The organism is Nguyenibacter vanlangensis (assembly GCF_038719015.1).
Taxonomy (GTDB): Bacteria; Pseudomonadota; Alphaproteobacteria; order Acetobacterales; family Acetobacteraceae; genus Gluconacetobacter; species Gluconacetobacter vanlangensis.
This window is the reverse complement of the sequence record NZ_CP152276.1, coordinates 863,357-882,723: the sequence shown is the minus strand read 5'-3', so window position 1 is coordinate 882,723 and position 19,367 is coordinate 863,357. Positions and strand designations below refer to the sequence as shown.

Below are 19,367 nucleotides of genomic sequence, written 5' to 3'. Positions count from 1 at the left end.
TCGTCGGATAACGGATTTGTGCTGGTATCGGGGGCGCGGCGCGCTTAAACATCTCACCCTCTTGCACGAACGGGGCCTCCGCCGCGGGTCGTGATCGATGCGAATCCCAGCCCTGAACGGGAGAGTTTGACACCATGTCCGATATGTTGATGACGCAAGCCACCGGGACCGTTCCCACCGGTCTGGAGCCCGTCGCGGGCGAGGCGGGCGTGTATCATCTGGCCGAGCCGACCAAGACCTATGGCCATCTGAATGCCGAAACGGTGCTGAGCGTCCATCATTGGACGGACCGGCTGTTCAGCTTCACCACCACCCGCGACGCCGCGCTGCGCTTCGAGAACGGGCAGTTCGCGATGATCGGGATCGAGGTCGAGGGCAAGCCGCTGCTGCGCGCCTATTCCATCGCCAGCGCCAATTACGAAGACCAGATGGAGTTCCTGTCGATCGCGGTGCCCGACGGAGCGCTGACCTCGCGCCTGCGGCACGTCAAGCCGGGCGACAGGGTGCTGATCGGCCGCAAGCCCACCGGCACCCTGCTGCTGGACAATCTGCGCCCGGGGCGGAACCTGTATTTCCTGGCCACCGGCACCGGCCTGGCCCCGTTCATGAGCCTGATCAAGGACCCCACGGTCTATGAGCGGTTCGACCGGGTGATCCTGAGCCATACCGTGCGCGTCTCGGGCGAGCTGGCCTATGCCAACCATATCCGGCACGAGCTGCCGCAGCACGAATTCCTGGGCGAGGATGTGGCGGGCAAGCTGTTGTACTACCCCGCCGTGACGCGCGAGCCGTTCGCCGTCACCGACCGGATCACCAAGCTGATCGAAAGCGGCAAGATCTTCGCCGACCTGGAGATTCCGCCGCTGGACCCGGAGCATGACCGCGTGATGATCTGCGGGTCGCCGGAGATGCTGGCCGACACCGAGGCCATGCTGGTGGCCAGGGGCTTCGACGAGGGCAATAATTCCAACCCCGGCGCCTATGTCGTCGAGAAGGCCTTCGCCGAGCGCTGAAGGCCGGGTTCGCGACGTCGCGTGCCAGCAGGGGGCGTGCCAGGGGATCGAGTAATCGAGCGTGTGATCGGGATATCTGCATGACGTATGATTTCGACCTGTTCGTCATCGGCGGGGGCTCGGGCGGCGTGCGCTGCGCGCGCATCGCCGCCAGCCATGGCGCCCGCGTAGCGGTGGCCGAGAACCGGCACTGGGGCGGAACCTGCGTCAATCTGGGCTGCGTGCCCAAGAAGCTGATGGTCCAGGCCAGCGAATATGCCGACCTGGCGGCCGACAGCCTGGGCTTCGGCTGGGACGTCGCGCCGGGTACCCATGACTGGGCCGCGCTGATCGCGGCCAAGGACCGTGAGATCGCGCGGCTGAACGGCATCTATGTCTCGCTGCTGGAAAAGTCGGGCGTGACGCTGTTCACCGGTACCGCCCGGTTCGAGGACGCGCATACCGTCATCATCGGTCCCGGCGCCCTGGACCCTCATGCTCCGGCCCCCCATGCTCCGGACCAGGGCGCTCCTGAGCGGCGGGTGACGGCCGAGCGGATCGTGATCGCCACCGGCTCCAGCCCCGATTTGCCGGAGATCGAGGGGATCGGCCATGCGATTTCCTCGGACCAGGCATTCCACCTCCCGTCGCGGCCGCAGCGCGTCTGCATGGTCGGCGGCGGCTATATCGGCATCGAATTCGCCGGTATCTTCCAGGGGCTGGGCTCGTCGGTCGATCTGGTCTACCGCCAGGACCTGCCGCTGCGCGGGTTCGACCAGGACATGCGCGCGGCGATGCGCGACGCCATCGCGGCGCGCGGCATCCGCCAGCATCCGAACCGCTCGCCCGTCGCCATCCGGCCGCTGGACGCCGGGGACGGGGCAGGCGGATATGCGGTGCTGCTGGATGACGGGTCGCGCATTGCCGCGGATTGCGTGTTCTTCGCCACTGGCCGCCGGCCCAATGTCCGTTCGCTGGAGTTACGCCGTGCCGGGGTGGAAACCACCGCCCATGGCCGCATCGTGGTCGATCAGGCCGGCGAGACGAGCGCGTCGGGCATCTATGCCATCGGTGACGTGACCAACCGCCAGAACCTGACGCCGGTGGCGATCGCCGAGGGCCATAACCTGGCCGACCGCCTGTTCGGCACCGGCAGCCCGCGCCACTGGTCGCTGGAGACGACGCCCAAGGCCGTCTTCTTCTCGCCGCCGCTGGCCAGCGTGGGCCAGACGGAGGCGGAAGCGGCCGTGGAAGGCGCGGTGGACATTTATCTGGCCCGTTTCACCCCCATGCGCCACACGCTGAGCGGCCGGTCGCGCAAGACGGTGATGAAGCTGGTGGTGGACCAGGGAACGCAGCGCGTGGTGGGGGCGCACATGATCGGCGATGACGCGCCGGAAATGATGCAGGGCCTGGCGATCGCGGTGACCGCCGGCCTGACCAAGGCGGATTTCGACCGCACGGTGGGCATCCATCCGACCTCGGCCGAGGAATTCGTCACCATGCGCACCCGCACCCGGGTGACCGAGCGCCAGGACGATTGAAGTCCGGCCGGCGTGGCCGGCCGCGCGCATCAGAGCGCAGCAAAGCCGCGTCGGATCGCCGGTTGTCCGATGACGTTATCTGGGCGCCCGAACTTTGCCTGGAAACGTGGGCTGGAGCGCCCGGCGTGGTTTTGTGAGCACCGAAGCGGAGCGGCCTTGTGGGCCGGTGAGCATCGGAGCGCAGCAAAGCCGCGTGGGATCGCTGGTTGTCCGATGACGTTATCTGGGCACCCGAACTTTGCCTGGAAACGTGGGCTGGCGCGCGAGAGCGGAACGTAGTGGAGCGCCCGGCGTGGTTTTGTGAGCACCGAAGCGGAGCGGCCTTGTGGGCCGTGAGCATCGGAGCGCAGCAAAGCCGCGTCGGATCGCCGCCAGCACGCGTTTACAGGCAAAGTTCAGCGGGGGGTGACCCAGCCGTTCCCTGTGGAATCCCCGAGCTGGCCCTGGCCGTAGGGGCCGCTGCCCTGATAGGCGCTGCCGAAGCGTGACAGGTCGCTGCCGGTGACCGCGTCGCGATGCACGTTGGCGTCATGGTCGGGGTCCGGCCCATGGGTCAGGTCCATCGACGGCGCGTCCTGGTAGCCGGGCGGCAGGGAGTGCCGGCCCTTGACCGTCAGATGTTCGCCACCGGGGGATTCGATGCCCTGCGCGGTGGATTGGGCACCGCTCGTGCCGCTCGTGCCGGGCTGGTCCGGGGCGGCCAGGGCCGGCGTGACGAGCGCCGGCGTGACAAGCGCGGGCGTTGCGAGAAGAGCGGCTGCGGCCAAAGCTGACGCTGCCAGGCGCGAATACAGGGCCGTGCGAAGCGTGGCCACCATCGATCATCCCTCCGAAGTTCCGGGTTTCGGCCAGCATGTCATGCGTCCGGCGGCGCGGCAAATTCCGGCGCGTGCCGGGCACATGCCACGCATGTCGGCCTGGGGCCGGGTCTAGCCGATCGCCCCGGTGCGATGCACGCCCAAAAGATCCGCCCCGCGCTTCCCTTACGCGTATTGCAGGCCGCACGCGACGATCCTCTTTGCGTTGGCGCGGGATTTTCTACATAAAGACTGCCCCCAGCGGCACGGCCGGCCATCGGGGCAGGGGGGAAGGCGGGGAGGAAGGCGATCCGGTCGCGTCCCGCCGGACGAGCAGAGGAATTTAGGATCCGACCATGAGTGCGATGCACACACAGAACAGTTCTTCCCGGCAGGCCTGGACGCCGGAGAGCTGGCGGTCGTTTCCCGTGCGCCAGGTGCCGGCCTATCCCGACCAGGACGCGCTGCGCGCGGTCGAGGAGCGGCTGCGCCGCTATCCGCCGCTGGTCTTCGCGGGCGAGGCGCGGCGGCTGAAGGCCAGCCTGGCCGAGGCGTCGCGCGGCAAGGCGTTCGTGCTGCAGGGCGGCGCCTGCGCCGAGAGCTTCGGCGAGTTCACCGCCGATATCGTCCGTGACACGTTCCGCGTGCTGCTGCAGATGGCGGTGGTGCTGACCTTCGGCGCCAAGGTGCCGGTGATCAAGATCGGCCGCATGGCCGGGCAGTATGCCAAGCCCCGGTCGTCCGAGACCGAGACGATCGGCGGGACCAGCCTGCCGTCCTATCGCGGCGACATCATCAACGGGCCGGATTTCACGCCCGCGGCCCGCATTCCCGATCCGGTGCGCATGGAGACCGGCTATTTCCAGTCGGCGGGGGTGATGAACCTGCTGCGGGCCTTCGCCGGCGGCGGCTATGCCAACCTGCATGAGGTCCATCGCTGGAATCTCGGCTTCGTCGAGCGCTCGCCGCTGGCCCAGCGCTATGGCGTGCTGGCCGAGCGCATCGACGAGACCCTGGCCTTCATGGCGGCCTGCGGCATGACGGGCGCGCGCCAGATGGACGAGACCGAGTTCTATACCTCGCACGAGGCGCTGCTGCTGCCGTACGAGCAGGCGCTGACGCGAATCGATTCGACCTCGGGCGAATGGTACGATTGTTCGGCGCATTTCGTCTGGATCGGCGACCGCACCCGCCAGCCGGACGGCGCGCATGTCGAGTTCCTGCGCGGCGTGCGCAATCCGATCGGCATCAAGGTCGGGCCCAGCACGACGATCGACGACCTGGAGCGGCTGCTGGACATCCTGAACCCGCAGGACGAGGCCGGGCGGATCTCGCTGATCTCACGCATGGGGGCCGAGGGCGTGGGCAGGCACCTGCCGCCGCTGCTGCGCAAGGTCATGGCGTCGGGCCGCACGGTCACGTGGTTGTGCGATCCGATGCACGGCAACACGATTTCGACCGTCAACAAGATCAAGACCCGGTCGTTCGAGGCCATCCTGGCCGAGATTCGCGGCTTTTTCGACGTGTTCCAGGCCGAGGGCGCCCATCCCGGCGGGGTGCATGTCGAGATGACCGGCCAGGACGTCACCGAATGCGTGGGGGGGGCCCACCGCTTGACGGAGGCCGATCTTGGTGAACGCTATGAGACGTTCTGCGATCCGCGGCTGAATGCCGAGCAGTCGCTGGAAATGGCCTTCCTGCTGGCCGAGGAACTGACGACCCGCCTGCGCGGGACGCCGGTGCGGGATTCGGCGAAGGGATCGGAGGCCGCATAAGCACGCGATGAACGCCGCGACCGGCAACGTCGCGGCGAAAGAATAAAGAATACGGAGGAAGAATGTCCGCAGCACACGAAAACGAGGCTTTCGGACCGTCTCAGGCCCTGGATGACGGGACGATCGCCGCGCGGACAGACGCCTATTTCAACCGGACGCGGGAGATCGTGACCCGCTTCGGCGACCGGCAGGTGACCTATGCCATGTTCATCCGCCGGCCGGTCATCTCGGCCCCGAGGCTGATGACCGCGTGGCTGGAAAACGTGGCGCGGGCGCGCGGCATCGCGATCACGCACGAGGTCATGTGCCCCGAAGGCGCCTGGGTCGGCGCGGGTGAGCCGCTGGTCTACGTCACCGGTTCGTTCGCGGCGCTGGCGCCGCTGGAGACTCTGCTGCTGCAGAAGCTGGGACCGCCCTGCGTCGCCGCGCACAATGCCTATCAGATGGCGCTGGCGCTGCCCGGCGTGCGTTTCCTGGCCATGGAAGCCCGGCATTGCGCGGGGTTCGAGATGCAGGAGCAGATGGCCTATGCCGCGTCGGTCGGCAGCCGGGCGGCGCAGCGCGAGGGCGCGCTGGGCTTCGTCGGCGGGGCGAACGACGCGACGGCCGGATTCTTCGGTGACCTGCCGGGCCTGGGTACCATGCCCCACGCGCTGGTGGGCTATGCGGGGTCGACCCTGCGTGCGGCGGAGATGTTCCACGAGACCTATCCCGATTCCGACCTGGTCGTGCTGGTCGATTATTTCGGGCGCGAGATCACCGATGCGCTGGAGGTCTGCCGCGCCTTTCCCGACCTGGCGGCGGCCGGCCGCGTCGCGGTGCGGCTGGACACGCATGGCGGCCGCTTCCTGGAGGGGCTGGACCCGCAATCGTCCTATGCCGCGCTGGAGCGCAACACGCCGGGCACCATCCGCCGCTATCGCTCGGACACCGAACTGCGCCACCTGGTCGGCACCGGGGTTTCGGCCGCTGCCGTCTGGCGCATGCGCGAGGCGCTGAACGAAGCGGGATTCGCCAAGGTGCGGATCATCGTCTCGTCGGGCTTCAGCGTCGAGAAATGCATGGTCATGGCCGATGCCCATGCCCCGATCGACGTCGTCGGCACCGGTTCCTTCATCCCCGACCGGTGGTCGGAGACCTATGCCACCGCCGACATCGTGTCCTATGACGGCCAGCCGCTGGTGAAGGTGGGGCGCGAATTCCTGCTGCGCAAAGCGCGCGACCGCGCGGTGCCGTCAGCGTCGTAACCGCATTTTCCCAGCCTTTCTTTGACCGGATATTTTCCCTTGAGCGATCCACACGATACTCCTTCCCCTTCCGATCAGGCAGACCCGGGGGCAGACATGGCAGCCGATGCGGGTTGGCGGGTCCGCATTCTCGACCTGTCCGGCGGGGCGGAAGAAGGCATCGTCGAGGAGGTTTCGGGTTTCCTCGACCTGGCCCATGCCAATGCCTTCGCCCGGGCCTATGTGCGCGACAGCATGGAGCGCTGCCGCGTTGCGGGCGCGGGCCCGCGCGAGGTGCTGCAGGCATGGATGTCCTTCGGCGAGGATGCCGAGATCGTTGACGCCGGGGACGAGGGCTGGCGTTCGGCGAACGAGCTGGACGATTTTTCGGCCCATGCCGCGACGCCGATGGAGCGTGATTGGCGCGCCCTGGACCCCAGGCGCCTGGTCGAGGACGACGCAGGCGAAGAGGGCCGGGACGAAGAGGGTGGCGGGGACGAATAAGCGGTTTCGTCGCCCGGCTGCGCGACGGTGCGTCGCCGCTGGCCTTTCGCGCGCGGCCGACGCATATAAGGCGGCATGAAACTCCGCTTCGCGCCCAGCCCGACGGGCCTGATTCATGTCGGCAATGCCCGCCAGGCCATCGCCAACGCCCTGTATGCCCGCCGCCATGGCGGAAAGTTCCAGCTTCGCATCGACGATACCGACCGCGAGCGCTCGCGCGACGAGTATGTCGAGGCATTGCGCACCGACCTGGCCTGGCTGGGTCTGGGCTGGGACGAGACCTTCCACCAGTGCGACCGGCTGGCCCATTATGATGCCGCCATCGCGCGGCTGAAGGAATCGGGGCGGCTGTATCCCTGTTTCGAGAGCGAGCAGGAACTGGCGGCCAAGCGCGAGGCGCGGATCCGCATGCGCAAGCCGCCGGTCTATGACCGTGCCATGCTGCGCATGACGCCGGAGCAGCGCGCCCAGGCCGAGGCGAACGGCAAGGTGCCCTATTGGCGCTTCCGCCTGTCGGACCGGACGGTGACCTGGGACGATATGGTCATGGGTAAATCGCAGGTCAAGCTGCCGTCGATTTCGGACCCGGTGCTGGTGCGGGCCGACGGCACGGTGCTGTATACGCTGGCCTCGGTGGTCGATGACCTGGAAACCGGCATCACCCATATCCTGCGCGGCGAGGACCACCTGACCAATACCGGCGTGCAGATCGACATCGCCGAGGCGCTGGGCGCCCGTCCCGGCCGGTTCGCCTTCGCGCATCTGCCGTTGCTGCTGGACGAGGCGGGCGGCAAATTGTCCAAGCGGTTCGATGGCCTGTCCATCCGCGCCCTGCGCCAGGACGGGGTCGATCCGGGGGCCATCGTGTCGTACCTGGCGCGGCTGGGCAGCGCCGACGATCCGGCGCCGCTGTCCTTCGACGAACTGGCCGGTTCGTACGACGTGCGCCGGGTCTCGCGCTCGGCGGCACGGTTCGACATGCGGCAGTTGCTGGCGCTGAATCGCCGCGTCCTGCACCAGATGCCCTTCGCCGCGATCCGTGACCGCCTGCCCGAGGGAGCGACCGAATCGTTCTGGCTGGCGGTGCGCGGCAATGTCGACATGGTGTCGGAACTGCGCCACTGGTGGGACGTGGTGGCGGGCGTGATCGTACCGCCCGTGCAGGACGACCAGGGCGCGTTCCTGTTGCAGGCGCTGTCCCTTCTGCCGGCCGAACCCTGGGACGGCGAGACCTGGAAGGACTGGACCGGCGCCGTTCGCGCCGCCAGCGGACGCAGCGGCAAATCGCTGTTCCACCCGTTGCGCGTGGCGCTGACGGGCGAGGAGAAGGGGCCGGAAATGCGCGACCTGCTGCCGCTGATGGGGCATGAGCGCGTGGCCGAGCGCCTGCGGATCGCCGCACGGTGAGCGGCGGCACGGTCATCCGACAGAGTTCGCGCTGCGATACGTCGCGCGCCGTGCCGGGGTTGAACCGTGACCCGGCAAGGTAGGATCCGGCGGTTTGACCGAACCGGGATCCGGGCTATCGTAGCGCCGGCCATGCAGTTTGCAGGACGGAGGCATGACGTGACCCGACGCATTCTTGTTGTCGCCGGCATTCTGGCCACCCTTGCAGGGTGCGCCGAAACTCCGATCGGACCGACTGTTCCGGTCATGCCGCCGCCGGGAAAACCGTTCGAGGCCTTCAGGTCCGATGACGCGATCTGCCGCAATTTCGCGGCGGGTCAGGTGGCGGGGCAGGCCGAGCATGCCAATAATCGTGCCCTGGGGATGGCGGCGTTGACCACGGTGCTGGGCGCCGGGCTGGGGGCTGCGGTCGGTGGTGGTTACGGTGCCGGGATCGGCGCAGGCAGCGGCGCGGTTCTGGGCTCGGGGATCGGGGCCGGGTCCAGTTCGCGCATGCAGGGGAATATCCAGGGACTGTATGACATCGCCTATTCGCAGTGCATGTATGCGAAAGGCAATCTGGTCCCCGGTGCGCCGGCGCCGGTCCCCCCGTCACCATGAGCATGCGCGTCGGCATTGTCGGGATCAGCGGCTTTGGCGGCGGCGAGGCGATGCGCCTGGTCGCGGGCCATCCGTCTTTCGAGCTGGTCTACGCCGCGGGCGAGGGGAGCGCCGGCAGCCGGCTGGCGGACCGTTTCCCGGGTGTGCCGGCCAAGCTGGCCGAGCTGGTGATCGAGAAATGGGACCCTGAGACCCTGCCGAAGCTCGACGTGCTGTTCGCGTCGCTGCCCACGGGCGCGTCGGCCGAGGCGCTGGCGCGCGTCCCCAAGGACGTGAAGATCGTCGATATCGGCGGCGACCACCGCTATGTCGAGGGATGGGCCTATGGCCTGGCCGACGTGTGGCCAGGCCGGATCGCGGGTCAGGTCCGCGTTGCCAATCCCGGCTGCTTTCCCGCGGCGACGCTGAACGCGCTGGCGCCGCTGCTGGTCAACAAGCTGATCGAGCCCGGCAACATCGTGATCGACGTCAAGACCGGCATCTCCGGTGCCGGCCGGGGCGGCGCCGACAGCAGGTTCGGCTATGCCGAGAGCAACGAGAACCTGCTGCCCTATGGGCTGCTCAAGCACGTCCACATGCCTGAGATTGCCGAGACGATCGAGCGGCTGAGCGGCGGCAGCGCGGCCGGGCTGGTATTCACGCCGCACCTGGTGCCGATGACCCGCGGCGTACTCGCCACCATGTACTGCCGCGGCCGCGCCACCACGGACCAATGCCTGGATGCGGCCCGGCGCTTCTATGCCGGGCGGGCGTTCGTCCGCGTGACCGACAAGCCGCCGCAGACCAAATGGGCTACCGGCTCGAACCTCGCATTCGTCAGTTATGCCGCCGATCCGGAGCGCAACCTGGTGATCGCGATGGGCGTGGTCGACAATCTGGGCAAGGGAGCGGCCGGTCAGGCGGTGCAGAATGCGAACCTGATCTGCGGCCTGCCGGAAACCGCAGGGCTGGACGGCGTACCCGTTTGGCCGTGAGCAGGGACGAGGCGTCCGTCAGTCGGCGGATTGCCGCGCCTTGCGGCCGCGCGACAATTCGGTCACCACGCCGTGCAGGGTGCGCAGTTCCTGTTCGGTGACTTCGCCCCGGGTGAAGAAATGGCGCAGGTTGCGCACCATGCCCGGGCGTTTCTGCGCGTTGCGCAGGAAGCCGCATTCATCCAGGTCGTCGATCAGATGACGCATGAAATTTTCCAGTTCGCCCTTGGTGGCGACGTGGGTTTCGTTCGTCATCAGGGCGCGCGGCGGGGTCGTGTCTTCGGCCATCCACCATTCATAGGCCATGATCATGACCGCCTGCGCCAGGTTCAGCGACATGAAGGCCGGATTCAGCGGATAGCGGATCAGCGCGTCGGCGCGGGCCATGTCCTCGTTGTCCAGGCCGGCGCGTTCGGGGCCGAACATCAGGCCGGTGCGCAGGCCGCGCAGGCTCATCTGCCGCAATTCGGCGGCGCCGCCGCGCGCGGTCAGCACCGTCTTGACGATATGGCGCGGGCGCGGGCAGGTGGCGAAGACATGGTGCAGGTCGGCGATCGCGTCGTCGACGCTGTCATGGACCGTCGCTTCTTCCAGAATCCGGTCGGCGCCGGAGGCCGCGCGCCAGGCCCGTTCCAGCGGCCAGCCGTCGCGCGGGGCGACCAGCCGCAGATGGAACAATCCGCCGTTTGCCATGGCCCGCGCGGTGGTACCGATATTCTCGGCCATCTGCGGCCGGACCAGGATCACCACCGGGCTGTTGCCGATCGGGCCGATATCGGCCCCGCCGTCGCGGCCGGTCACGCGCGCCTCCAGGTGGTGCCGGCTGGACCGTCCTCGAGCACGATGCCGCGTCCGGCCAGGTCGGCGCGGATGGCGTCGGCCCGGGCGAAATCGCGGGCCCGGCGGGCGTCCAGCCGGTGTTGGATCAGGGTCTCGATCTCGGCCGGATCGATGTCGGCGCCGGCGCGAAACCATGCCTGCGGCGTCTGGCCCAGCAGGCCCAGCAGCCGCCCCGCGGCGCGCAGGCCCCTGGCGGCCGACTGGTCGCCCGCCAGGGCGCGGTCGGCCAGCGCATGCATTTCGGCCAGTGCGCGGGGCGTGTTCAGGTCGTCGCACAGCGCGGCCAGGACGGCGGCCGGGGGCGGGGCGTCGTCATCTTCGGGCGGCAGGTCGCCGATGGCGCGATAGAACCGGTTCAGGGTCTGTTTCGCGTCGTCGAGCCCGCCTTGGGTGAAGTTCAGCACCGAGCGGTACTGGGCATGCAGCAGCAGCAGCCGCAGCGCCTCGGCCGGGCTGTGGGCCAGCACGTCGCGGACGGTCAGGAAATTGCCCAGGGATTTGGACATTTTCTCGCCATCCACCAGCAGCATCGCATTATGCACCCAGTGGTTGGCGAAGCGCCCGTGGGGGAAGCAGCACCGGCTCTGCGCCAGTTCGTTCTCGTGATGCGGGAACAGCAGGTCGCTGCCGCCGCCATGGATGTCGAAGCTTTCGCCCAGATAGCGGTGCGACATGGCCGAGCATTCGATGTGCCAGCCCGGCCGCCCCCGGCCCCACGGGCTTTCCCAGCCCGGCAGGTCGGGTTCGGAGGGTTTCCACAGCACGAAATCGCCCGGGTCGCGCTTGTAGGGTGCGATCTCGACGCGGGCGCCGGCCTGCAGGTCCTCGGGCGAGCGGCCGGATAGCGTGCCATAGGCCGGATCGCTGGCGACGGAGAACAGCACATGGCCCTGGGCTGCATAGGCGTGGCCGCTTTCGATCAGTCGGCCGATCATCGTCACCATCTCGCCGATATGGCGGGTCGCGCGCGGCTCGATATCCGGCGGCAGGACGGCGACCGCCGCCAGGTCCTGATGGAAATCGCGGATCGTACGGGCGGTCAGGCTGTCGATCGTCTCGCCGTTCTCACGCGCGCGGGCGTTGATCTTGTCCTCGACGTCGGTGATGTTGCGCACATAGGTCACGCGCGGATACAGCACCCGCAGCAGCCGCACCAGGAGGTCGGCCGTCACCATGGCGCGCAGATTGCCGATATGCGCCAGGTCGTAGACCGTCGGGCCGCAATAATAGATCCGCACGTTCCCCGGATCGAGGGGCGCGAAGGGCACCGTCTTGCGGCTTCGGCTGTCGTGCAGGGACAGTTGCGGCATGGAATCAGACATGATGGGGCCTAGATGCGACAGGCGCGGTGCGGACGCAACACCCTTGTGCGCGCCCTGTCCACGCGGGCGCCGCCGCCCTGCGGCGACGTCTGGCCTTTCGGGGGATGATCTGCTCTGGATGGGGCATGTCGCGACCCGTTCCCATATCTTCCGGCGCGCCGGCGCCCGAATTGCCGCCCTTGCTGCGCATCGCCGGCCCGATCGCCCTGGCGCAGATTTCCCAGATGGTGATGGGCGTCACCGACAGCATCCTGCTGGGCGGGCTGGGGGCCGACGCGCTGGCGATCGGCGGCCTGTCCACCACCCTGTTCTTCACCGTGATGGCGGTGCTGCAATCCATGCTGGGGGCGGGGGGCGTGCTGATCGCCCAGGCGCGCGGCCGGGGTGAGCCGGCCAGGATCGCGCCCATCCATGCCATGCTGCTGGTCCTGGCGCTGTTGCTGTGCGCGCCCTGCCTGCTGCTGCTGTCGCAGGTCGGGCCGCTGCTGCGCCTGATGCACCAGCCGGCCGCCTTCGCCGGGCCGGTCAGCGGTTTCGTGCATATATTGCTGTGGGGGGCGCCGCCCGCGCTGATCGGCACCGGGGTGGTCGATGTCGTGCTGCCGGCGCTGGATGCGCAGGCGCTGCTGCTGCGGGTGATGCCGGTGGTCGCGCTGGTCAACGGCGTCCTGAACGCCGCGCTGATCCATGGGCTGTTCGGCCTGCCGCGCCTGGGGCTGGCGGGGTCGGCGCTGGCCACCGCCATCACCATGTGGGGCACCGCCGCCACCCTGCTGCTGATGGTCCATGGGCGGCCGCATCTGCGCGGGCTGTTGTGGCCGGCGCGGCTGCGCCGGGCGGACATGGGACTGCTGCTGCGGCTGGGCCTGCCGATCATGGCCGGGGCCGGGGCCGAGATCATGCTGTTCGAGGTGGTCAGCCTGGAGGCCGCGTCGCTGGGCACCCACGCCCTGGCGGCGCACCAGATCGTGCTGAGCCTGGGGTCGATCACCTATATGGTCGCGATGGCGCTGGGGCAGGCCGCCAATGTGCGGGTGGCATTCTGGACGGGGGCCGCGCAGCCGGCGCGGGCCCGGCATGCCGCGCGGGTGGCGGTGGGCACCGCCATCCTGGGCATGGGCGCCTTCGGCGGCCTGATCTGGCTGTCGCGAGCGCGGATCGTGGCCTTCTACCTGGACCCCGCGGCGGCGGCGAACGCGGACAGCGTGCGCGTCGCCATGGGGGCGCTGGTCCTGGCCGCGATCATGCAGGTCGCGGACGGGGCGCAGGCGGTGCTGGGCGGCGTGCTGCGCGGACGGGGCGATGCGCTGGTGCCGATGGTCCTGGCGATCCTGGGCTATTGGGGCGTGGGATTCCCCGCCGGATGGTTCCTGGCATTCCGCTGCGGGCTGGGTGTGGTCGGGTTGTGGGGCGGGGTGGTCCTGGCGCTGGTGTCGGTGGCCGTCATGCTGGGCTGTCGCGCGGCGTGGTCGCTGGGCGAACGGCGCGGGGACGCGGCGGCTACGGCGCCGATGCCCCGACCGATGTCGCCCCCGATATCGTCCCCCCCGATATCGTCCCCCCCGATATCGTCCCATGGGCCATGAGGTCGAAATCGGCGCGATAGAGCGCATGGATCCGGGCGCGTTGCGCGGCGCTGGGGACCAGGCGGGTTGCCGCGCCCCCGTTCAGATGGGGAAAGCGCACGTCTTTCAGCGCCGGAACGATCCGGCCGGCATGGGCCAGGGCCGGCAGCGGGATCAGGTGATCGACCGCCACCCGTCCCGACCGGTCGGTGACGTACCAGGATTGCGGGCGGAAAACATGATCCACCCCATAGGGGCTGCGCGCCCGTTCGACATGGTCCAGCGCGTCGTCCAGCGTGCGGAACCCCATATAGCGCGCACGGAACGGCGCCGCGACCTGCCGGTGCGCGCCGCCGCGCCGCGCGAACTCGTACGCCGAGACGAAGCGGTCCACGGGATCGCGCAGGATGGCGAAGCTGGGTAGCGTGGCCGCCAGGTCCGGCGCGGCATTCAGGTAGGCGCGTATCGTCTCGTGCCGCAATTCGCGGCCATAGAGCGCGACCGACACCGACGTGCCGGCGTTCTTCGGCACGTGGATGAACAGCACGCCGCGCGCGCGGATCAAATCCAGCCGGCGGCGCCGCTTGGCGCCGGGCGGCAGCGCCACGCCCCAGTCGGCCGCGCGTTCATGCAGGTCGCCGACCAGCCGCAGCCCCGCCAGCCGGACCAGGCGTTCGCCCAGCGCGAGGGATGCGGGGTCTTGCGACGCATCCTGGCCGGACGCCTGCCTTTCCGCCCGGGGCGTATCCTGCGCCGAGGCCGCCATCGCGCCGTATCGTTCCGTCATGACTATCGGCTTAGGACCTGGCCGGCACGCGGTCATCCGCAATCCGCGCGGATATACGTTATATTGCCGTTCGGTTACATTCCGTTACGGAACGGCAGCGGTCAGCGTGTCTCGATGCCGATCTGCTTGATGTCGTGGAAGGCGAGGTCGGGGTTCATCTCGGTGGTCCGCCGCATCATGAAGGCTGAACTGGCCAGGAAGACCGGGTCGCCGTCGATATCGTCCGCCATGGCCGAACGGTTGGCGGCGGCGAACAGGTCCAGCTTCGCCCGGTCGCCGGTCACCCAGCGCGCGAGGTTGTAGGGCGTCGATTCGAAGCCGATCGCCACCCCGTATTCCCCCGCCAGCCGGGCCTGCAGCACGTCAAGCTGCAGCGTGCCCACCACGCCGACGATCGGCGATGCGCCGTCCTGCGGGCGGAAGAGCTGCACGACGCCTTCCTCGGCCAGTTCGGTCAGGGCCTGGCGCAGCTTCTTGGCCTTCATCGCATCGTCGAGCCGCACCCGGCGCAGGATTTCCGGCGCGAAATGCGGCACGCCGGTAAAGCGCAGTTCCTCGCCCTCGGTCAGCGTGTCGCCGATCCGCAGCGTGCCGTGGTTGGGGATGCCGACCACGTCGCCGGCGAAGGCTTCCTCGGCAAGCTGCCGGTCGCGGGCGAAGAAGAATTGCGGCGTATGCAGCGCGAACTGCTTGCCGACGCGCACATGCTTCAGCCGCATGCCGCGTTCCAGCCGGCCCGAGCAGATCCGCGCGAAGGCCATGCGGTCGCGGTGGTTCGGGTCCATGTTGGCCTGGATCTTGAAGACCAGCGCCGTCAGCCCGGTTTCATCGGCGCGCACCGTGCGGCTTTCGGTCTCCTGGTCGCGCGGCGGGGGGCCGAAGGCCACCAGCGCATCCAGCAGGTCGGTCACCCCGATCTCTTTCATCGCGCTGCCGAAGAAGACGGGCGTCAGGTGTCCGGCATTGAAACTGTCGCGATCGAAGGTGGGCAGGGCGGCCTCGGCCAGTTCCAGTTCCTCGCCCAACTGCACCATGCGCGGGTCGGACTGTTCCAGCGGGGCGGCCACGTGCAGGCTGCGGGTGCGCAGGTCGTAGGTGCCGGCGAACTGCGCCGCGCGCCCGACCGGCCAGGTCGCCGGCGCGGTGTCCAGCGCCAGAGCGGAGGAGATTTCGTCCAGCAGGGTGAACGGGTCCTGCGATTCGCGGTCCATCTTGTTGATGAAGGTGACGATCGGGATGTCGCGCAGGCGGCAGATCTCGAACAGCTTGCGGGTCCGGTCCTCGATCCCCTTGGCCGCGTCGATCACCATCACCGCGGAATCGACCGCAGTGAGGGTGCGATAGGTATCTTCCGAGAAATCCTCGTGCCCCGGCGTGTCCAGCAGGTTGAAGATGCAGCCGCCATATTCGAACGTCATCACCGACGTGACGACCGAAATGCCGCGATCGCGTTCGATTCCCATCCAGTCCGAGCGGGTGCGCCGCCGCTCGCCCTTGGCACGGACATTGCCCGCCATCTGGATCGCGCCGCCCGCGCGCAGGATGCGCTCGGTCAGCGTGGTCTTGCCCGCGTCGGGGTGCGAGATGATGGCGAAGGTCCGCCGCCGGCTGATTTCCCGGGCGATGGTGGCGGCCAGGACGGAGGCGGGCTCGGCGTTCACGGGCGGATTCCTTCGTTCTGCGATGGGCGTTCTGCGATGGCCGTTCTGCGATGGCCGTTCTGCGATGGCGGCCGGACCGTGCAAGTGGGCACGGTCCGAAAACACGGACGCCGGGCGAGGGGGAAAGCCCCCGCGCCCGGCGCCGTGATCGTGCGATATGCTGGAAAAAACCGGGTCAGCGCGAATAGAATTCGATGACCAGGTTCGGTTCCATCTGCACCGGATAGGGCACGTCCGACAGCTTCGGGCCGCGCACGAAGCGGCCCTTCATCTGGCGGTGGTCGACTTCCATATATTCCGGCACGTCGCGCTCGCCGCTCTGCGCGGCGTCCAGCACGATGGCGAGCTGCTTGGACTTCTCGCGCACCTCGATCACGTCGTCGTCGCGCACCAGGTAGGAGGGGATGTTCACCTTGCGGCCATTGACCGTGACATGGCCATGGCTGACGAACTGGCGGGCGGCGAACGGCGTCATCGCGAATTTCAGGCGATAGACCACCGCGTCCAGGCGGCGCTCCAGCAGGTCGATCAGGTTCTCGGAGGTGTCGCCCTTGCGGCGCACGGCCTCGTCATAATATTTGCGGAACTGCTTCTCGCTGATGTTGCCGTAATAGCCCTTCAGCTTCTGCTTCGCCATCAACTGGACCGAGAAGTCCGACGGCTTCTGCTTGCGGCGCTGGCCGTGCTGGCCCGGGCCGTATTCCCGCTTGTTGACCGGCGACTTCGCACGGCCCCACAGATTCACGCCCAGGCGGCGATTGATCTTGAACTTGCTCTCAAGGCGCTTGCTCATTGCGCGCTGTCTTCCATACTCGACGGGCGGCCGGCCCCGGAGGGAGCGCCATGCCGCCTTCTATTGCACCGGTAGGCCCTGTTCCGCATGAACAGGGCGGGCGCGTTCCGCATTACCGGCGCCGGGGAGCAACACCCGTTCTGGCACCGGCCGGTCCGTCCACGTTCCCGGCAATGGGGGTGGCCTATAGGCGCAACGAAGCCGCCCTGTCAATCGGCCCCTGTCAATCGTCCCCTGTCAATCGTCAATGCCCGCCCGTATAGTCACGCCCGTATCGTCAAACATATCATCGATGAAGATCGAGGAGGAAACATGGCCACCCCGTTCACGCAACGCTGGGGACTGTTCGTCCTGCTGGGCGCCGTTTCGATCGCGCTGGGCATCTTTGCCTGGATCGACGCCATTTCCGTCACCCTGGCCAGCACGATCGTCATCGGCATCCTGCTGGTGGTGGCGGGCGCGGTGCAATTGTTCCATGCCTTCGCGGTGCGCGACTGGGGCGGGTTCGTGCTCTCGATGCTTGGGGGCGTGCTTTATATAGTGGGCGGATTCCTGCTGATGGAGGAACCGGTCAGCGGCTCGATCATCCTGACCGTCTTCATCGCGGCCTGCCTGATCATCTCGGGCACCATGCGCATGGTGATCGCCGTCCGCCATCGCGACCTGAACGGCTGGTGGATCGTCCTGGGCGGCGGGCTGATCAGCCTGCTGGTGGGGGTGTGCCTGTATCTGACGCTGCCCTGGTCCGGGCTGTGGCTGATCGGGACCTTCATCGCCGTGGAACTGATCGCGGCGGGGATCGGGTGGATCCAGTTCGGCCTCGCGCTGCGGACCCTGGCCTGAACGCGCCCGGCCGGGCGTCGCCCGTTACGGATTAGCCGTCCGTTACGGATTACAGGCCCAGCCGGCCGCGCAATTGCGTGGCGTTCAGGTCGGCCTCGAAGCCCGGGCCGCCGGGCTGGAAGGCCCGGGCGGCCGAAAGCGGCCCGGCATCCACCGGGTCGAAGCCGGCATCGACGATCAGGCCCCGCACGACCTGCTTCGCCTGTGCGTCGTCCCCGGCATAGGGGATGCCCAGGCGCGGCGGCAGCCGGTGGGCCTCGGCGTCGATCGTGCTCATATCCTCGGAATTGAAGGCCCGCACCACATGGGCGCCCGGAAAGAGGGATTGCGTCACCGCGCCGGCGCCCTGCTGCTGTGCGGTGCGGGCGATGTCGCCGTCGCGCCAGGGATAGGGGTTGCAGGCGTCGATCACCACCTTGCCCTGCAGAATGCCGCGCAGCGCCGGGCCCAGCGCCGGCAGCGCGCCGTACGGCACCGCCAGCAGCACGACGTCGCCGAAGCCGGCGGCCTGTTCCGGCGTGCCGGCGCGGGCGAGCGGGCCGAGATCGGACGCCACCGCCTGGGCCGAAGACAGGTCGCGGGCCGAGAACATCACCGGATGCCCGGCCTTCAGCCACAGCCCGCCCAGGGTGCTGCCGACATGGCCGGCGCCGATCGCGCCGATGCGCAGCGGCGCGGCGGCGCGCGGGACGGAGGGAAGGAGCAGGGCGGGCAGGGCCGCCAGCAGGCTGCGGCGATGCATGGGGAAAAATCTGCGGGTCATGGTCTGCGGGTCATGCCTCGATCACGATTGATGCCAAAGGGCGGGAAGCGGGCCGTTCGCGCCGCCGACCGGGTCGCTGGCGGGGAAGGGCACGTGGTTCATCCGTGCCAGTTCCGCGCTGTCGAGCGCGCTGCGGCGAATGTCCCAATGCTGGTCGGGCGGATAGGCGCCGACCACCAGGAAATCGTCGTCGGAGCCCAGATTGCGGTGTCCGGTGCCGGCCGGCAGCAGCACGACGTCGCCCGCGCGGACATCCACGATCCGGCCGCCCGGGCCGCCCAGCATCAGCCGCGCGCTGCCGGACGCCACCCCCAGCACCTCGTGCGCCGTGGAGTGGAAATGATGGAACGTATAGACGCTCCAGCGCCATTGCGGGGGCCAGCCCGTGGCGGTGAACAACTCCTCGAACCCCGATGCCGGGTCGTTCCCGCGCAATGCCACGGCATTGCGGTAATAGAGGACCGGCAGATGGTCGTTGTTGGGCACCCAGTCATTGCGCGGCAGCATGAAGGAATCGATGTCGCGCGCCGAAGGGTCCGCGGCATGCGCGGCGCGGCCGGTCAGGGAAAGGCCCATCGCGGCGAGAAACGATTGGAAGGCGCGTCGGGACAGGGTCATCTCCGTCGTCTCCGGTCTCGGGTGGCGGCGAACGGCAAGGCGCCCGGCATTATGTCCGGCCGGGCGGGACGGCGAACAGTGAAAAGCGATTTATGGGGGCCCGTGCTGAAAAGACGGTTAAGATCGTCCCGGATCTGAAACAGGCTCATGAAAACGGGATGGGGGGACATCGATGGCGGATATCCAGGATGATCGCCCCCCGCATGATCGTCCCCCGCATGATCGCTCCTGGGCGCCGCTGCGCGACGTCATTCAGTTGATGGGCGCCATCCTGTTCGTGCTGGCCCTGCTGACGCTGGGCTGGCACGCGGCCCATGTTTCGGGCGTTTGGGTTTCGGGTGGCCGGCTGGGCTGAC

General features: G+C 68.5%; 19 protein-coding genes. 11 read left to right on the top strand and 8 right to left on the bottom strand.

What is annotated here, in order from left to right; genetic code table 11:
- The first annotated feature begins 134 nt into the window (after window positions 1-134).
- Together AAC691_RS04110 and gorA are read left to right on the top strand one after the other, a co-directional pair.
- Window positions 135-1,013 carry a ferredoxin--NADP reductase gene (locus AAC691_RS04110; RefSeq protein ID WP_342629038.1) on the top strand — a complete coding sequence of 293 codons (879 nt, stop codon included), beginning with the start codon at window positions 135-137 and terminating at the stop codon, window positions 1,011-1,013.
- An 80-nt stretch (window positions 1,014-1,093) separates the two neighbouring features.
- Window positions 1,094-2,536: a glutathione-disulfide reductase gene (gene gorA, locus AAC691_RS04105; RefSeq protein ID WP_342629037.1), complete on the top strand. Its 1,443-nt coding sequence runs from the start codon at window positions 1,094-1,096 to the stop codon at window positions 2,534-2,536.
- Between the two features lie 395 nt (window positions 2,537-2,931).
- Here gorA and AAC691_RS04100 read toward each other — a convergent pair whose 3' ends face one another.
- Window positions 2,932-3,354 carry a hypothetical protein gene (locus AAC691_RS04100; protein ID WP_342629036.1) on the bottom strand — a complete coding sequence of 141 codons (423 nt, stop codon included), beginning with the start codon at window positions 3,352-3,354 and terminating at the stop codon, window positions 2,932-2,934.
- Window positions 3,355-3,689: 335 nt separating this feature from the next.
- On the opposite strand from AAC691_RS04100, the gene AAC691_RS04095 reads away from it, so the two are divergent.
- The 6 genes from AAC691_RS04095 to argC all read left to right on the top strand — a co-directional run bounded on the left by AAC691_RS04095 (window position 3,690) and on the right by argC (window position 9,819).
- A complete protein-coding gene (locus AAC691_RS04095; protein ID WP_176639560.1) occupies window positions 3,690-5,108 on the top strand; it encodes a class II 3-deoxy-7-phosphoheptulonate synthase in 1,419 nt (472 codons plus the stop codon).
- A gap of 62 nt (window positions 5,109-5,170) precedes the next feature.
- Window positions 5,171-6,355 carry a nicotinate phosphoribosyltransferase gene (locus AAC691_RS04090; RefSeq protein WP_176639561.1) on the top strand — a complete coding sequence of 395 codons (1,185 nt, stop codon included), beginning with the start codon at window positions 5,171-5,173 and terminating at the stop codon, window positions 6,353-6,355.
- A 96-nt stretch (window positions 6,356-6,451) separates the two neighbouring features.
- Window positions 6,452-6,838: a hypothetical protein gene (locus AAC691_RS04085; RefSeq protein WP_342629035.1), complete on the top strand. Its 387-nt coding sequence runs from the start codon at window positions 6,452-6,454 to the stop codon at window positions 6,836-6,838.
- Window positions 6,839-6,913: 75 nt separating this feature from the next.
- Window positions 6,914-8,245: a glutamate--tRNA ligase gene (gene gltX, locus AAC691_RS04080; protein ID WP_176639562.1), complete on the top strand. Its 1,332-nt coding sequence runs from the start codon at window positions 6,914-6,916 to the stop codon at window positions 8,243-8,245.
- A gap of 159 nt (window positions 8,246-8,404) precedes the next feature.
- On the top strand, window positions 8,405-8,845 hold the full coding sequence (locus AAC691_RS04075) for a glycine zipper family protein (RefSeq protein WP_342629034.1): 441 nt from the start codon (window positions 8,405-8,407) through the stop codon (window positions 8,843-8,845).
- A complete protein-coding gene (argC, locus tag AAC691_RS04070; RefSeq protein WP_342629033.1) occupies window positions 8,842-9,819 on the top strand; it encodes an N-acetyl-gamma-glutamyl-phosphate reductase in 978 nt (325 codons plus the stop codon). Before AAC691_RS04075 ends, argC begins: the two co-directional genes overlap by 4 nt.
- A gap of 18 nt (window positions 9,820-9,837) precedes the next feature.
- Here the strand turns inward: argC and AAC691_RS04065 are convergent, their stop codons facing one another.
- A complete protein-coding gene (locus tag AAC691_RS04065) occupies window positions 9,838-10,620 on the bottom strand; it encodes an RNA methyltransferase (protein ID WP_323991292.1) in 783 nt (260 codons plus the stop codon).
- A complete protein-coding gene (gene cysS, locus AAC691_RS04060) occupies window positions 10,617-11,981 on the bottom strand; it encodes a cysteine--tRNA ligase (protein WP_342629032.1) in 1,365 nt (454 codons plus the stop codon). The genes AAC691_RS04065 and cysS overlap by 4 nt, the downstream gene beginning before the upstream one ends.
- Before the next feature lie 125 nt (window positions 11,982-12,106).
- Here cysS and AAC691_RS04055 point away from each other — a divergent pair, with 125 nt between their 5' ends.
- Complete coding sequence (locus AAC691_RS04055; protein ID WP_342629031.1) at window positions 12,107-13,567, top strand: MATE family efflux transporter; 1,461 nt, start codon at window positions 12,107-12,109, stop codon at window positions 13,565-13,567.
- Here the strand turns inward: AAC691_RS04055 and AAC691_RS04050 are convergent.
- The 3 genes from AAC691_RS04050 to rpsD all read right to left on the bottom strand — a co-directional run bounded on the left by AAC691_RS04050 (window position 13,482) and on the right by rpsD (window position 16,787).
- Window positions 13,482-14,333, bottom strand: a complete 852-nt coding sequence (locus AAC691_RS04050; RefSeq protein WP_342629030.1) for a sulfotransferase family 2 domain-containing protein — start codon at window positions 14,331-14,333, stop codon at window positions 13,482-13,484. The two genes, AAC691_RS04055 and AAC691_RS04050, sit on opposite strands and share 86 nt — an antisense overlap.
- A 101-nt stretch (window positions 14,334-14,434) precedes the next feature.
- Window positions 14,435-15,994 carry a peptide chain release factor 3 gene (gene prfC / locus AAC691_RS04045; RefSeq protein ID WP_342629029.1) on the bottom strand — a complete coding sequence of 520 codons (1,560 nt, stop codon included), beginning with the start codon at window positions 15,992-15,994 and terminating at the stop codon, window positions 14,435-14,437.
- 175 nt (window positions 15,995-16,169) lie between these two features.
- Window positions 16,170-16,787, bottom strand: a complete 618-nt coding sequence (rpsD, locus tag AAC691_RS04040) for a 30S ribosomal protein S4 (protein ID WP_176640504.1) — start codon at window positions 16,785-16,787, stop codon at window positions 16,170-16,172.
- 312 nt (window positions 16,788-17,099) lie between these two features.
- On the opposite strand from rpsD, the gene AAC691_RS04035 reads away from it, so the two are divergent.
- Window positions 17,100-17,630 carry an HdeD family acid-resistance protein gene (locus AAC691_RS04035; RefSeq protein ID WP_342629028.1) on the top strand — a complete coding sequence of 177 codons (531 nt, stop codon included), beginning with the start codon at window positions 17,100-17,102 and terminating at the stop codon, window positions 17,628-17,630.
- Window positions 17,631-17,679: 49 nt separating this feature from the next.
- Here the strand turns inward: AAC691_RS04035 and AAC691_RS04030 are convergent, their stop codons facing one another.
- Together AAC691_RS04030 and AAC691_RS04025 are read right to left on the bottom strand one after the other, a co-directional pair.
- Window positions 17,680-18,393, bottom strand: coding sequence for an NADPH-dependent F420 reductase (locus tag AAC691_RS04030; protein WP_342629027.1), 714 nt, complete (start codon window positions 18,391-18,393; stop codon window positions 17,680-17,682).
- Window positions 18,394-18,414: 21 nt separating this feature from the next.
- Window positions 18,415-19,011 carry a cupin gene (locus AAC691_RS04025; protein WP_342629026.1) on the bottom strand — a complete coding sequence of 199 codons (597 nt, stop codon included), beginning with the start codon at window positions 19,009-19,011 and terminating at the stop codon, window positions 18,415-18,417.
- 172 nt (window positions 19,012-19,183) lie between these two features.
- Here AAC691_RS04025 and AAC691_RS04020 point away from each other — a divergent pair, with 172 nt between their 5' ends.
- A complete protein-coding gene (locus AAC691_RS04020; RefSeq protein WP_176641889.1) occupies window positions 19,184-19,366 on the top strand; it encodes a hypothetical protein in 183 nt (60 codons plus the stop codon).
- The last annotated feature ends 1 nt before the right edge of the window (window position 19,367 follow it).

What these genes read in the sequence shown, in the direction of transcription:
- AAC691_RS04110 (WP_342629038.1), top strand. Translation starts at nt 135, where the DNA reads ATGTCCGATATGTTGATGACGCAAGCCACCGGGACCGTTCCCACCGGT.
- gorA (WP_342629037.1), top strand. Translation starts at nt 1,094, where the DNA reads ATGACGTATGATTTCGACCTGTTCGTCATCGGCGGGGGCTCGGGCGGC.
- AAC691_RS04100 (WP_342629036.1), bottom strand. Translation starts at nt 3,354, where the DNA reads ATGGTGGCCACGCTTCGCACGGCCCTGTATTCGCGCCTGGCAGCGTCA.
- AAC691_RS04095 (WP_176639560.1), top strand. Translation starts at nt 3,690, where the DNA reads ATGAGTGCGATGCACACACAGAACAGTTCTTCCCGGCAGGCCTGGACG.
- AAC691_RS04090 (WP_176639561.1), top strand. Translation starts at nt 5,171, where the DNA reads ATGTCCGCAGCACACGAAAACGAGGCTTTCGGACCGTCTCAGGCCCTG.
- AAC691_RS04085 (WP_342629035.1), top strand. Translation starts at nt 6,452, where the DNA reads ATGGCAGCCGATGCGGGTTGGCGGGTCCGCATTCTCGACCTGTCCGGC.
- gltX (WP_176639562.1), top strand. Translation starts at nt 6,914, where the DNA reads ATGAAACTCCGCTTCGCGCCCAGCCCGACGGGCCTGATTCATGTCGGC.
- argC (WP_342629033.1), top strand. Translation starts at nt 8,842, where the DNA reads ATGAGCATGCGCGTCGGCATTGTCGGGATCAGCGGCTTTGGCGGCGGC.
- cysS (WP_342629032.1), bottom strand. Translation starts at nt 11,981, where the DNA reads ATGTCTGATTCCATGCCGCAACTGTCCCTGCACGACAGCCGAAGCCGC.
- AAC691_RS04055 (WP_342629031.1), top strand. Translation starts at nt 12,107, where the DNA reads ATGTCGCGACCCGTTCCCATATCTTCCGGCGCGCCGGCGCCCGAATTG.
- AAC691_RS04050 (WP_342629030.1), bottom strand. Translation starts at nt 14,333, where the DNA reads ATGACGGAACGATACGGCGCGATGGCGGCCTCGGCGCAGGATACGCCC.
- rpsD (WP_176640504.1), bottom strand. Translation starts at nt 16,787, where the DNA reads ATGAGCAAGCGCCTTGAGAGCAAGTTCAAGATCAATCGCCGCCTGGGC.
- AAC691_RS04035 (WP_342629028.1), top strand. Translation starts at nt 17,100, where the DNA reads ATGGCCACCCCGTTCACGCAACGCTGGGGACTGTTCGTCCTGCTGGGC.
- AAC691_RS04030 (WP_342629027.1), bottom strand. Translation starts at nt 18,393, where the DNA reads ATGACCCGCAGATTTTTCCCCATGCATCGCCGCAGCCTGCTGGCGGCC.
- AAC691_RS04025 (WP_342629026.1), bottom strand. Translation starts at nt 19,011, where the DNA reads ATGACCCTGTCCCGACGCGCCTTCCAATCGTTTCTCGCCGCGATGGGC.
- AAC691_RS04020 (WP_176641889.1), top strand. Translation starts at nt 19,184, where the DNA reads ATGGCGGATATCCAGGATGATCGCCCCCCGCATGATCGTCCCCCGCAT.